The 12,943-nt window shown below is 62.1% G+C and carries 10 protein-coding genes; 4 read left to right on the top strand and 6 right to left on the bottom strand.

Translation table 11 applies throughout. From position 1 onward, the window contains the following. Positions 1-76: 76 nt before the first annotated feature. From ppc to ACZ5J0_RS03610, 4 genes are all read right to left on the bottom strand, one after another. A complete protein-coding gene (gene ppc, locus ACZ5J0_RS03625) occupies positions 77-2,875 on the bottom strand; it encodes a phosphoenolpyruvate carboxylase (protein ID WP_166843152.1) in 2,799 nt (932 codons plus the stop codon). A 114-nt stretch (positions 2,876-2,989) separates the two neighbouring features. Continuing rightward, the gene (locus ACZ5J0_RS03620; protein WP_142936670.1) at positions 2,990-3,310 is read right to left on the bottom strand and encodes a hypothetical protein; all 321 of its coding nucleotides are present in this window, start codon (positions 3,308-3,310) and stop codon (positions 2,990-2,992) included. Positions 3,311-3,370: 60 nt separating this feature from the next. Beyond that, entirely contained in the window at positions 3,371-4,300 is a 930-nt protein-coding gene (locus ACZ5J0_RS03615) for an ATP-grasp domain-containing protein (protein ID WP_464094198.1), read from the bottom strand. 173 nt (positions 4,301-4,473) lie between these two features. Further along, positions 4,474-6,099, bottom strand: a complete 1,626-nt coding sequence (locus ACZ5J0_RS03610) for a sigma-70 family RNA polymerase sigma factor (RefSeq protein WP_464094197.1) — start codon at positions 6,097-6,099, stop codon at positions 4,474-4,476. 269 nt (positions 6,100-6,368) lie between these two features. On the opposite strand from ACZ5J0_RS03610, the gene ACZ5J0_RS03605 reads away from it, so the two are divergent. The 3 genes from ACZ5J0_RS03605 to ACZ5J0_RS03595 all read left to right on the top strand — a co-directional run bounded on the left by ACZ5J0_RS03605 (position 6,369) and on the right by ACZ5J0_RS03595 (position 9,491). Continuing rightward, positions 6,369-7,007 carry a hypothetical protein gene (locus ACZ5J0_RS03605; RefSeq protein WP_250819616.1) on the top strand — a complete coding sequence of 213 codons (639 nt, stop codon included), beginning with the start codon at positions 6,369-6,371 and terminating at the stop codon, positions 7,005-7,007. Between the two features lie 106 nt (positions 7,008-7,113). Beyond that, positions 7,114-8,421 (top strand): Ig-like domain-containing protein, encoded by a 1,308-nt coding sequence (locus tag ACZ5J0_RS03600; RefSeq protein ID WP_464094196.1) that lies wholly within the window; start codon positions 7,114-7,116, stop codon positions 8,419-8,421. A 242-nt stretch (positions 8,422-8,663) separates the two neighbouring features. Then, positions 8,664-9,491 (top strand): DUF1684 domain-containing protein, encoded by an 828-nt coding sequence (locus ACZ5J0_RS03595; protein WP_464094195.1) that lies wholly within the window; start codon positions 8,664-8,666, stop codon positions 9,489-9,491. Positions 9,492-9,502: 11 nt separating this feature from the next. Here ACZ5J0_RS03595 and ACZ5J0_RS03590 read toward each other — a convergent pair whose 3' ends face one another. Next, complete coding sequence (locus tag ACZ5J0_RS03590) at positions 9,503-10,768, bottom strand: acyl-CoA dehydrogenase family protein (RefSeq protein ID WP_464094194.1); 1,266 nt, start codon at positions 10,766-10,768, stop codon at positions 9,503-9,505. Then, positions 10,765-11,562: an SDR family NAD(P)-dependent oxidoreductase gene (locus ACZ5J0_RS03585; RefSeq protein WP_223941764.1), complete on the bottom strand. Its 798-nt coding sequence runs from the start codon at positions 11,560-11,562 to the stop codon at positions 10,765-10,767. The genes ACZ5J0_RS03590 and ACZ5J0_RS03585 overlap by 4 nt, the downstream gene beginning before the upstream one ends. Before the next feature lie 91 nt (positions 11,563-11,653). Between ACZ5J0_RS03585 and ACZ5J0_RS03580 the strand changes: the two genes are divergently transcribed. Beyond that, positions 11,654-12,838 carry a glycoside hydrolase family 76 protein gene (locus ACZ5J0_RS03580; protein ID WP_464094193.1) on the top strand — a complete coding sequence of 395 codons (1,185 nt, stop codon included), beginning with the start codon at positions 11,654-11,656 and terminating at the stop codon, positions 12,836-12,838. Positions 12,839-12,943: the final 105 nt, after the last annotated feature.

Here is a 12,943-nt window from a genome sequence, read left to right as displayed (position 1 = left end):
AAAACAACAACGAGACCTGTCTCAAAAACTTGACGACCGCAGATCCAGAAAAACCCGCGGGATGTGAGAGAGGGTGCTAGCCGGTGTTGCGCAGGCCGGCGGCCACACCGTTGACGGTGATGAGCATGGCCCGCTGAAGCCGCTCGTCAATCTCGGCTCCGGAAACCTGTTCCTCGCGAACGCGCCGAAGGAGTTCCACCTGAAGGTAGCTGATCGGGTCCAGGTACTGGTCGCGGATTTCGAGTGAACGCTTCAACGTGGGCTGGGCGTCGAGGAGCTCGATCTCACCGGTCAGCCTCTCGATTTCTGCCACCGTGAGTTCGTACTCATCACGGATCATGTGGAACAGACGGTGCAGCTCCTCCGGGACCAAGGAGGACACGTAATGACCGGCAATCTCCATATCTGTCTTGGCCAGGGTCATTTCCACATTGGAGATCACCGAGCGGAAGAAGTGCCAGCGATCCATCATTTCAAGGAGCTGATCGGTGTTGCCTGCCTCGCGGGCAGCCTTTAGGCCTGAGCCCACACCGAACCAACCCGGAACGATCTGCCGGGACTGGGTCCAGCCGAAAACCCACGGGATGGCCCGAAGACCGCCGAGTCCGGCTCCGGAGTCCGGGCGCTTGGACGGGCGTGATCCAATATTCAACGAACCCAGTTGCTCCACAGGGGTGGAAGCGAGGAAGTAAGCCGGAAGATCAGGATCATCAATCAACGCGCGGTAGCGGTCGAACGCTGCGTCGGAGATGATCTCCATGACGTTTGCGTAGCGCTCGCGCTCGTCCTCGGAAGTGCGCGGAGTCCGGTGCAAGGCCGAGCCCTGCATGACCGCAGCCAAGGACAGCTCAAGGTTTTCGCGTGCCAGCTCGGGCAGGGAGTACTTATCCGAAATGACCTCACCCTGCTCGGTGAACTTGATCTCGCCCTCAAGCACGCCGTTCGGCTGGGCCATGATGGCATCGTAGGTGGGCCCGCCACCGCGGCCTACCGAACCACCACGGCCATGGAACAAGCGGACACGAACACCATGCTTGGCTGCTACATCGCGCAGCTTGCGCTGGGTCTTGTGGATCTCCCACTGGCTGGTCATCACACCGGATTCCTTATTGGAATCCGAGTAGCCCAGCATGATCTCCTGGACATCGCCGCGAAGGCGGACAAGTTCCCGGTAGGAGGGATCGGACAGCAACTGGTCCACGATCTCAGCCGAAGCACGGAGCTCTTCCACTGTTTCCAGCAGCGGGGCAAAGCCGATCTTGGCGTGCGGCTTGGCGCCGAAGAGGTCAATCAAGCCGGCTTCGCGCGCCAGGACCGCTGCAGCAAGAACATCATCGGCACCGCGGGTCATGGAAATGATGTAGGTTTCCACGACGTCCGGGCCGTAGGTGTGCAGGGCCTGGCGGATACTCCGGAAAACGTCGTAGGTACCGTCCGCAGTGCCCTCAAGCTTGATCGGGTGTCCGGAAAGAGGACGGCGCGAAGCCAGCTCCGCACCCAAGTAAGCGAAGCGTTCCTCACGCGTCAACTCGCTGTAGGGCTTCTGCGTCCCGAGTCGGTCCACCAGCTGGCCAACAGCATCGTGGTGGTAATCGGCGTGCTCACGTATGTCCAAGGTTGCCAAGTGCAGACCAAAAGCGGCGATTGCCCGGCGGACCCGGGCCAGGGCGCCATCTGCAACCAAACCGGCGGAGTGGTTGCGCAGCGAGGCCTCAAGCAACCCAAACTCCGCAAGCAGCTCGGGAGTGGTTGCGTAGTCGCGGCCCGGCTCGTGATACGTCGACGCTGAAATACGTCGGCCAGTGTTGATGAGCTTGGCCTTGATGCAGGTCAGTTTGAGCCTGTACGGCTCTTGGGCATTCAGTTCAAGGATGCGCTTATCCAGGCCGGGGAGGTTCTTCAGATCAGTCGCGATCGAGTCCAGCAGTTCCTGGTCGGCCCCAAAAAGAGCGGTCGAGTTGGAAAGTACCGAGATGAGTTCGTCGATCAAGGCAATGCTGATGCGGACAGCATTCTGGTTCTGCAGCTGCAGGATCTCCCGAGTGACGGCGGCGGTAACGTTCGGGTTGCCGTCGCGGTCACCACCGATCCACGAACCAAACTTCAGGGGTGCGGCAGCGGCCGGCAGGGAGACCCCGTGCTCAGCCAAAAGCTCTGAAAGGTCCGTCAACATCTCCGGCATGGCGTCGGTAAGGATGCTGTTCAGGTAATAGATGGCATTCCGGGCCTCATCCACAGGAGTGGGACGCACTTGCCGCAGCTCGTCGGTCTGCCACATTTGATCAATGATCTCGGCGAGTTGGCGGTCCTGACGGCGCCGCGCTGAGGTCCCCTCCGTGGTGGGCTCGGCCAGAACGTCCGAGAGCTTGCGGACCTTGTCCAGTACGGAGCGGCGTGAGGCCTCGGTGGGGTGTGCCGTGAAGATGGGGCGGACGTCCAGTTCATTGATCACGTCCTGCAAAACCTGGGGACCAGCTTGGCCGGCGATCTCTGAGACCGCTTTTGCCAGCCAACCGTCCTTTTCCTGCCGGGTGCGCAATCCACGGACGCGGTGGACCTGCTCGGCAGCGTTGCTGAGGTGAAAATAGAACGCAAAGGCGCGGACCAAGTCAGTAGCCTGGTCAAGCGGCAGGGAGGCAAGCAACTCGCGGACCTGGGCGACGACGTCGTGCGCGCTCCATGGGCCGGTAGCGTCCGCGCCGCCTCGGGCTGCTTCCTTGGACTCCTTGGTCAGCAGCCGCACCTGCTCCACGAGTTGGAGCAGCTCCGGACCATGTTGTCTTACCAGGGACTCGCCGAGAAGCGTGGAAACGCGGCGTACGTCGGCCCGCAGTTCAGCAGCGAGATCGGTGTCTTGATGGGCAGTGTGAACCATAGATACTTACCTTCGGGGATCTGGTTGGCCCGTACACTGCGCTGGATACTGTGAGCCGGATTACTTGTTCCTACGGGATCTTACCCGCACCTAACTCAACAAAAGGAATGCGTCTCAGATTTTAACGTCGCCTTCTGCCGGCTTCTGGACAGGCCTGGGCAAGACTACTTTTCCACCGAAAACATCCCGGCCTTCCGAACCCGGGCCCGCGGACAGAGACTCGTGCCGGCGCTGCCTCATCTCTTCTATGGCTGCTGCCGCTTCCATCCGGGTAGGTGCACCCGTGGCCGGTTCAATCATGGACAACACACTGCCCAGGGTGCCGGTTGCTCCTTTTGACGGAACGCCCCTCTGCACCAGCCGCGTGCCGGCCCAGAACGATCCCACAATGAGTGCCAGGCTGACCACGGCCGGAACCACTGTCTCAATCCCCATGCAATGAGGGTACGCCCCGGGCGAAAGGGAACACAGACCGGGCCTCACGGAGACCAGGCGTCACGCGAACTCTTCCAAAGGGTGGTCCTGCTTGCACAGCTCCAAAATCGTATCCAACACCCCAGGCGCAAGGGCACTGAACATGCCAAAACGCGCCTCCACTTCCAATACTGCCGGCTTGCCGTCCTGCAGGCGCTTGATATCCACGCTGAATGGTCCGGTCAGCCCAAGGGCGGCAGCAGCTGAACCCGCCACCACCGCAACGTCAGAGTCCGAGGGCGCTTGAACCTTCCGGACACGAACGGTGGGCGAACCATCCTCCTTGGCTGCCTCTCTGAGCGTTCTCTCCAACACAACCAGGACATCATCCGGCCCGGTGAGTTGTCCGTGGCGAAAGCCTTGTGCAGCGTACTCGGTACCCGGTGCAAACCGTTGGACCATCCAGGAATCGTCCAGGCTTGCCCAAATACGGGCAGCCCGCGCACCGGAGTCGGACGTTCGCCCCAGCAACCGGATGCCGCGTCCGTTGCGTGAAATGCGAGGTTTCACCACCAGCGGGCCGCCCAATATATCCATGGCATCATGCACAGACCCGAGTGCGCTGGGCAGGCCAAATCGGGGAACGCTCACACCCGCACCCGCAAGGCAGGTCATGGTGAGGTATTTGTCGTGAGCCCTCCTCACCGGCGCAGGATCGGCGATCACCACACGAACTCCCGGCGCGAAATCGTCGCGGGCTTCAGAAAAGACGACCAGCTCGGCACTCATGGTGGGAATGAGGATTTCGATCCCATAGCCCGCCACCAGGCCCCGCAACTCCCAAAGGTAACCGCGGGTATTCGAAGGTGAAACGACCGCCACACCATCGGCCGCCCCGCAACGGGCAGGAATCTCGTCCACCCCCAGCACCCAATGGCCCTTTGCCTTGAGCTGCCGGACCAAGGACGAGCCAGCCGGGTTGGCAATGCCTGTCACCAGGACACGCGACATCAGAGCGTTCCCACACCAAGGTAGGGCACGGAAGGATCCACCACACGGCTGTGGGTTTCTGTCTTCATTTCTCACCTTTATGGATAGAGCACGCCACCCGCTACCGGGCCTTGCCGATGGATGAGTGCACCGGGGCGAAGGATCATGACGCAACCCGCACTGCGATATTGGAATCAGTACACGGCAGAGAACCTTTTGGAAGCCAACCCCGGTCCGCTCAGCGTGTAGGTAAGAACTCTTTCGCCTCTTTTGACGTCGTCCTTGCCACGCTTGAGGCCGGCTCCGATCTGAAACCGAAGATCAGCGCGCTGCACCGAGTTAGTGGAACAACTCACCACACTCCGGCTCTCGAACGAGCAGATCCAGCCATCCGGGGCACGAATTGAGTCTTCCACCACCAACGAATGCTTCCCCACGGAGAACACCGCCGTCGCGCTCCCCAAGGAACTTCCTCCGGAGACCCGGAAGTCAATTTCCAGGACCTTGCGCCCGGAATCTTCCTCCCCGGCCTCGCGCGCCGAGCCATCCACAACCGCTGGAGCAGTCAACGACGGAACAGCCAAAGGCGAGGCAGACTGTGTGGTGACCGGGAGTGGAGCAGGGGGCGGCGCGATCGGTGGTTCGGCCGGAGTCTGCGGCACGGGGTTCTCCACAACAGGATTCTCGTTTGCCGCCGGCCCTTCAACGGATGGCACGTCACCCGGTGGCGGCGCCTGCGGCGGCGCCGGTGTTGAAGAAACGGCCTGTGTTGTAGAAATGGGAGTCGGCGCGCTCGTTGGGGAAGGGGCTGGAATCACCGGAGCCTTTTCTGACGGAGCCACAACGGATTCCACGGCCCGCTTCTCCATATAGGCGTCCGGAGTCAGGTGGTCAACTATGCCCACAGCCCCCAGCACAAGTCCTACGGCAGCTGCTGCGATGACAGCCATGAGCACCGGTTGGGCTAGGGCGGGGACCGCCACGGCCGCGTTGGCGGGCACCATGCCACCCACAACTCCGAGCCCCGCCCCTTTGCCCGCCCACAGCGCGGCCGGGATCCCTGTCACCAAGGGCAGCAGGACAGCCCTCATGCTCCCCTGAACGTCTTTCAGCTCCGCAAGGGCCGCGGTGCACGATGGGCAGCCGTTAAGATGCTCACGGATCCTGCGCCCGGTGGCATGGGAGACCCCACCACGGATGTAGTTGCCTAGCTTCGAGGCGTACTCAGCGCATTTAGTGTCAGCCTGCTCCGCTATGTGGTACTGCAGGTACTGCCTCCTCAGGCCCTCACGGGCGCGAAGAGCGAGTGCAGAAACGGCATTGGCTGAGAGACCCAGAACCGGTGCCACAGCTGCGGGTTTCATGCGTTCGACGTCCAAGTACCACAGCACAGCCTGCCACCGTTCAGGCAGGGCCCGGAATGCTTTGGCCACTGTGTGCGATTCAAAGGCGCTGATTGCTGCGTCCGAGTCCACCAAGGTTTGGTCCAGGACGGCATGGTCACTACTGGGCAGGACCTTGCCGGCTTTCCGATTACGTTGGTGGGACAATCGGGCAACCGTGGAGAGCAAGTACGCCCTAAAGAAGGTGTCCGGCCCTTTCCCCGAGATGAGGCTTTGCAGGACCGCCTGGAATGCCTCAGCCACTACGTCCTCGGCGTCACTTTGGTTGTCCACGTTGCGTCTGGCGACGCTGGAGGCAACGGACACATGGCGCTCGTAGAGTCCGTCGAAGGCAGACATGTCTCCATTGCGGACCAAATCAATGAGTTGTCCGTCGTCGACGCTGGTTTTGTTGCTCGCATGTGACGTGCGTGCCATTTATGGCACCCCCAAACCGTAGAGAACCCTGCCCATATCTATGGAGTGTGGGTACCGCCCGAGTCGTGACGCCAGTTTGTAAAAAGTCTTTAGCAACCATGTTCGAGGCACTCCCTTCGTCACGAATCGGCTCTTCTGCGCACTGTTGGGATATGACATCGTTCCGGACAAAATCACCTGCCGAACGCACGTTTTCACAGCACCACTTGCTGCGCAGATGGCGGACTGCCAGTTACCAAAGGGGTTGGCGGTTCCGAGCGGATTGGTACGTGCCGGAAGTCCGGACAGTCGTCATTCCCCTGGCAAGCGGGGCAGTAGTTCCCGCCCCCGCGGCGAAATTACTGGGAGCTGCGCGCGCCAGGAACGGTGTCAGCATCAGAGAGACCCTGAACGACTTCCGCGCCCTGTTCACTGCCGCGGATCAGGCCCTGGACGTCGATGCCCTCCTCTCAATCGCGGAGGGCTGGGCGGAGGTAGCAGAAACAGCCCCCACCATCTCCTGCACCGACGTTTACACGGGACTGGCCACCCAGGCCCACTTCCAACGAAGGGTCCACGATGTATCCGCGTTCGGTGCGGAGGGGCCGGGTTCCCACGCACTGGCCATCATCGCGCTGCCCCGGCCCCGCGATAGCCGCACGCATGGTTGGACATTGTTGGCCCGGCTGGGGGACGCAGTGAAGGCCGCACTGCAAGGAACCGGAGCGACGGCAATGTATCAAAATTCCGCCATTCACGTCCTCTTTTCCGTCAGCGAAAGCAACCTTTCCCGGCTGATGGCGTGCAAGGCAGTTCTGGAAGCTCTCGACGACGGCAGCCTCTACCCTGCCCGCATGAAGTTCTACCCGCTTTCCCGGGCGGAGGCCACGGCTGCCACCACCTCAACTGCCGCGCGGGACTCGTCCTGAAAGCCGGATTTGGCCGAAATCCGTTCTGCAGCGTAACGAACCACTCCCGGCGAACACTCACCTTGTGACGGAATACATCCCAAGGACTCAAAGGACCCACCCACTAATGAACAAGCAGATCCATCCAAGAACCGCCTCACTGGTGGCTGCCTTTCTGGCCGCTGTCATGGCCATCCTGGGCCTGGGGCTCTCGGCCCTGCCAGCGAGTGCTGAGGAGATCCCGGGAGCGGAGATCACCCTCAGTACCGGTTCCACAGTCACCGGGCAATGGGACCAAGTGGATCTATCCTGCACCTGGTCCGTCCCGGATAACTCACAGCCCGGGGACACTTTCACTTTGCAGCTTCCCCCCGAACTGCGGTGGTTTGGCGCTGCAACCTTTGACCTGAACACTCCTGATGGCCAGACCGTAGCAACAGCTGCGGCCAACGACGCCGGCCGTGTGGTCTTCACGCTCACCGACTTCGTCGCCCTGCATCCACTCAATGTGGGCGGTACCTGCTCTTTTGCCACTCAGTACTCCGTGGCTCCGGCAACGGGCGAAACCAAGGAACTTAGCTTCGTGTTCGGTGACAGCGTGGTTCGCGTCCCGGTGAAGATTGAACCGTGCACTGAGAACTGCCTCCCGGATGCTCCGACGACTGCCGGCAAGTCGATGTGGTGGGCGGACTCTTCCCAAACAGAACTTCAGTCGGTCCTTTACATGCCGCCCATGGTGTCAGCAACCAACGATGTTGTGGTCACCGATGTCCCCGCAGCCGGTATGGTGATCGACTGCAGCCGCGTAACACCCCGCGTGGGCAAGGTAAGGGGCGAAGCAGGCAACATCATTGAACCCTTCGACAATGAGCAGTACCCCGCGAGTATTGAATGCACCCCTCAGTCGCTGACGGTCTCCTGGACCGGCCTTCCCAAAGGCGAACACGTGGAGCTCTTCGTTGTGACCAAGGTGTCTGATGCTTCCCTGGACGTTTACCAAAACAACGGGACAGTGACCATCTCAGGCGAGGAAAACCCAGTAGGGGCCCAAACACGCCGAAGCAGTGCCAGCGGAACCGGGCAAGGGACAGCTACGCCAACCCCCACACCCACACCCAGCACCGCCACGGCGACCCCCACACCCGTCACACCCGCACCGAGCACCAGCACCAGCACCAGCACCAGCACCAGCACCAGCAGCCCAGTAATAGTGGTTCTTCCTACAGAATCCACTACACCGGGGCAGACGACCCCACCGGCCTCCGGCAACCCAGCACAGCCCGCCAACAATCCAACACAGCCCGCAACTGCGGCACAGTTGGCCACCACGGGGGCGCAGGGCCAGGCGTTCGTCGTCCTGGCTGCGGCGCTTCTGGCCGTGGGATCTCTCCTCGCCTTTGCCGGTGCCCGTAAGCATAGGCGGCGCTCGCACTAGACGGGCGATCGGGAAACGCCCTTCGGGGCAAGATGGCGACGGTGGGCCTGGGGTGCATGGTCCATCACGCCGTCCAGCAATCCCGGCTCGCGCTGGCATGGGTTTGGGGCCAGCGCGAGCCGATCCAAGGTAGTGGAGTTCTGACCCAGCTGGGCCGAATTCCGGGAATGCCCACGCCCGGCGCATAGTTGAGGCAAGTGGCAACCGCCGCGAACGGACGCGAACCCCAGCCGAGGAGAACCATGAGCTCGCCCACCACCGCAACCGATCCCCAGCTCGCCCGTTGGGAGCGGTTCCGTGCAGGTCGACATTCAGCCCTTGCCACCGCGCACGGATGGCTGACCCTCACGTCCTTCCAGTGGCTTGAGTTCCAGCCCTCCGAGGTGGAACTTGTCCCGGGCCTCTGGTCCACCGACGGCACCACAGCATTCCTCACGGCGAGCGCTTCGGATGGACTCACCGTGGTGGAAACGGGACAGCCCGTAGAGGGGACCATTACGGCGACGCTGCAGGACGAAGAGTCGCTCATGTGGGTCCAGTTTGGCGGCGACGACGGTAAGCAGGTTGTGGTGGAACTCGCCATGCGTGCGGGCAAGTACGCTATCCGCACCCGCGACAACAGCTCCCCCGTGCTGACCGGTTTCGTAGGTGTTCCCACCTACGAGTACAACCCTGAGTGGGTTATCCAGGGCCGGTTCGAGGCTTACGTTGAGCCCGTGGACGTGCCCATTGGCACGGCCAACCCCTTGGTGGATGGCGTCCACCGGTCAGTGGGCGAGGTTGTCTTCCGGGTACCGGGCGTTCCTCACGAAATCCGGCTGCACGCTGAAGAGGAGAAGCTGGGTGCGCTCAACGTCACCTTCCACGATGAGACCAACGGGGAGACCACGGACGAATGGCGGAAGGTTTTCATTCCCCGGCCTCGCCCCGACGGGTCCGTGGTCATTGATTTCAACCGTGCCATCAACTACCCCAGTGCTTTCACTCCGTATGGCACCTGCCCCATGCCTGTGCGGGGCAACTCTCTTGACGTGCGGGTAGAAGCCGGAGAGAAGCTCCCTCAGGAATGAGACCGGCAGTTCTAGGTGATGGCTGAAACCCCTGTCACTGCACGGCCAACGATCAGGGAGTTGATTTCGTAGGAGCCTTCATAGGTGTAGATTGCCTCGGCATCAGCAAAGATCTTGGCTATGCGGTAGTCGGTGACGATTCCGTTCCCGCCCAGGATGGACCGGCCCATGGCCACGGTTTCCCGCATCCTGGCACTGCAATAGGCCTTTGCGAGCGCCACCTGCGCCATGTCGGCCCCTCCGTGGCGCACCCCTTGGGCGTCCGTGAAGATGTCCTCCTGCAGCTGCGCTATGCGAACCATCATTCCCATACTGGCAACCGCGTTGCCGAGCATATCCACCAGGTGTTGTTGGATGAGCTGGAACTTGGCCAACGGTTTGCCGAATTGGAAGCGTTCGACGGCGTACTGCCGGGCGACGTCGAAGGCTGCCAATTGTTGGCCTACTGCCTGCCAGGCCACCATGATCCGGGACCCTCGGAGGAGGTGGTTGGTGTCCGCGAAGCTGCTGATGCCGGCGAAGCGATCGGTTTCAGCTACCTCGACGTCCTCAAAGACGATGTCGGCGTTCTGCACCGTCCGCAGGGCAATCTTGTTTTCGATGCGGCTACGGGTGATGCCGGGCAGGGTCGCGTCGACGATGAAGGCACGCACTGCTCCGTCTGTTTCGTCCTTGGCCCACACCAGCATGTAGTCGCAGAACGTCCCGTTGCCAATCCAGCGTTTGGCGCCGTTGATCACCCAGTAATCGCCGCCGTCGGAGTCTGGTCGTTCAACCCTGCGGGCGGTGGTCTCCATCCCGCCGGCGACGTCGGACCCGTGGTTCGGCTCTGTGAGCGCGAAGGCCCCTGTGGTGCGAAGGTTGGAGGCGTCATCGAGGTAGCGGTCCTGTTGATGATCACTGCCGAAGTCGTAGAGCGATTCGACGAAGAGATCGTGATGGACCATGAAGAAGGTGGCGATGGAGGTGTCGACGCGGGTCATCTCAGCGATCACAAGCCCGGCAAACAGGTGTGTGTATCCTCGCTGGGCGGGGGCGCTGAGCCGGAGGGCCGCGAGTTTGGGGAGGATGTGTTCCGGGAACTCCGCTTTCTCCCACCATTGCCCGGCGTAGGGGGCGATCTCGGAGGCCAGGAATGCACGGAGTTCGTTGAGTTTACGCTGTTCCTGGACACTGAGCAGCGATTCGAAGTCGAAGAAGTCAGCAGTGGGAAGGTCGGCTACGGAGGGCCGAGCGGACCCAACTAACCCCGGAGCGCCGCTGTAGTCGCCCATCATTTGAGGCCCATGCGGATGGCGCCGTCGAGCCGGATGGTTTCCCCGTTGAGCATGGCGTTCTCCACGATGTGGGCGGCCAGGTTTGCGTATTCCGCGGCACGGCCCAGACGGGCGGGATGCGGAACCTGCTGTCCAAGGGATTCCTGGGCCGATTGGGGAAGTCCGGCCATCATGGGTGTTTCAAAGATTCCGGGCGCAATGGTGGCCACCCGGATCAGTGAACGGGCGAATTCTCGTGCCAGGGGCAGCGTCATGGCTGCTACGGCGCCCTTGGATGCGGCGTAGGCGGGCTGGCCGATCTGGCCTTCGAAGGCGGCGACGGACGCGGTGTTGATGATGACGCCGCGCTCGGGCCCACCCAGTTCCGTGGAGACGGGCTGGGTTTCCACCATGGCTGCGGCGGCCAATCGAATCACGTTAAAGGTGCCCACGAGGTTGATCTGGATGACCTTGTTGAAGGTTTCCAGCGGCAGCACGCCATCACGGCCAAGGACTTTTCCGGGTGTGGCTATGCCTGCGCAGTTGACCACGATCCGGAGCGGCCCCAAAGCAACAGCGGCGTCGACGGCGGCCTGGACTTGGGATTCGTTGGTGACGTCTGCGGGAGCAAAGACCGCCCGCTCCCCTGCACCCGTCGCCGAGGCGTTGAGCTCGGCCGCGTAGGACTCGCCGGCTGACTGTGGCAGATCCACCAACACCACCGAGGCCCCGGCGTCGAACAGTCGTTTGGCGGTGGCAGCGCCCAAACCTGACGCGCCACCAGTAATCAGTGCAACCGTGCCCTTGATGTCCATTCATCCTCCTTGATGCAGACCCAAATCCGTTAATGCATGTTAACTGGAATTGTGGCTCAGCGCACACTATCGGCCCCGCTAGGCTAATGACATGTCCAGTCAGATCGAGCCAGCCGGGATTCCAACGCCCTCCGCCGACGCCACCGAATGGGCCAGGCGTGCCAATCAGGCTGCGCGGTCCGTGACCCGAAGCTTTGGCAGGCGCCTCCTTTTCCTGCCCGGCACCCACATCGGTGCGGTGACCCTGCCCAGCGACACCCTCAGGAGCCTCTCCGGCCCTTGGCATTACTGGTGGCAAGCGCACTACGTTGACTGCCTGGTGGATGCGGGCCGCCGCGAGCTGGCGGGCAAAACAAAGTTCGACGGCGACTCCCGCCCGAGCGCCGGACGGCTCGCCTCGCGGCTGGTCACCACCATCCGCTTGCGGAATCTCCTGAGATTCGTGAACGACTACTACGACGACATGGCGTGGCTGGCCCTGGCCACGCTGCGTTTGGAGAAGCTGGCCGAGGAGACCAAGAAGCCTGGCCGCCGGAGGAACGCCTATGTTCAAAAGTGCTTGACCTTGCAGTTCGATTCGGCCTCCACGGACCACCTTGGAGGTGGCACCTTCTGGAGCACCAAGCGGGACTTCAAGAACACTCCGGCCACAGCTCCGGTGTCCCTGTACTACGCCCGGACCGGCCATACCGAGCGTGCTCAGCACTTGGTGAACTGGCTAAACAGCAAGCTCCTTCACCCGGAACGGGGTCTATATCAGGATGGGCTGCGGATCAGTAACGGCGAGGTGGTGGTTGATGGGGCCATTTACACCTACAACCAGGGCCCGGTGCTGGGCGCGTTGCTGGAACTGGGCGGCGACGAGAATCTGCGCAGGGCTGCACTGTTGGTGGACGCCGTGGAACGTGAGCTCACACTGCCCGGCACGCGAGTGATCCGCGGCGACGGCACGGGCGATGGCGGCCTTTTCACCGGCATCCTGCTCCGCTACCTGGCACTGGCCGCGCGGGACGTCAGGCTTTCAGCCACTACCCGCGAAAAGGCGACGTCTTTGGTTTACGGCACGGCAGAGGCCTTCTGGGCGGGCCGCCGTGTAAGTACGGGCAGTGCCGGAAGGGGCACACCTGCGATCGTGTTCTCCTTCGAGCCCCAGCGGCCGGCGAGCGAAACATATCCGGTGGGCGCCGCCGTCGAACTTTCCACGCAGCTGCAAGGGTGGATGGCGCTTGAGGCGGCGGCGAGCATTACAAGCAACGCGAGCAGTCCCGGCAATTAGGACACGCAACACTTCCGTAATTCAGGTGATCCTCGTCACTTAATGCCGTTTCGGCTTCATAGCAAAGGTATGGCTAACCTACGCTTTTCACAGCGGGCTCCCCAA

The sequence above is a fragment of the Arthrobacter sp. DualSoilB13 genome (assembly GCF_055389195.1).
The sequence above is the reverse complement of the archived record's forward strand: the minus strand, read 5'-3'. Positions and strand labels throughout refer to the sequence as shown.

Coding starts and splice junctions, on each gene's coding strand:
- ACZ5J0_RS03580 (WP_464094193.1), top strand. CDS start 11,654: ATGTCCAGTCAGATCGAGCCAGCCGGGATTCCAACGCCCTCCGCCGAC.
- ppc (WP_166843152.1), bottom strand. CDS start 2,875: ATGGTTCACACTGCCCATCAAGACACCGATCTCGCTGCTGAACTGCGG.
- ACZ5J0_RS03620 (WP_142936670.1), bottom strand. CDS start 3,310: ATGGGGATTGAGACAGTGGTTCCGGCCGTGGTCAGCCTGGCACTCATT.
- ACZ5J0_RS03585 (WP_223941764.1), bottom strand. CDS start 11,562: ATGGACATCAAGGGCACGGTTGCACTGATTACTGGTGGCGCGTCAGGT.
- ACZ5J0_RS03615 (WP_464094198.1), bottom strand. CDS start 4,300: ATGTCGCGTGTCCTGGTGACAGGCATTGCCAACCCGGCTGGCTCGTCC.
- ACZ5J0_RS03610 (WP_464094197.1), bottom strand. CDS start 6,099: ATGGCACGCACGTCACATGCGAGCAACAAAACCAGCGTCGACGACGGA.
- ACZ5J0_RS03590 (WP_464094194.1), bottom strand. CDS start 10,768: ATGATGGGCGACTACAGCGGCGCTCCGGGGTTAGTTGGGTCCGCTCGG.
- ACZ5J0_RS03600 (WP_464094196.1), top strand. CDS start 7,114: ATGAACAAGCAGATCCATCCAAGAACCGCCTCACTGGTGGCTGCCTTT.
- ACZ5J0_RS03595 (WP_464094195.1), top strand. CDS start 8,664: ATGAGCTCGCCCACCACCGCAACCGATCCCCAGCTCGCCCGTTGGGAG.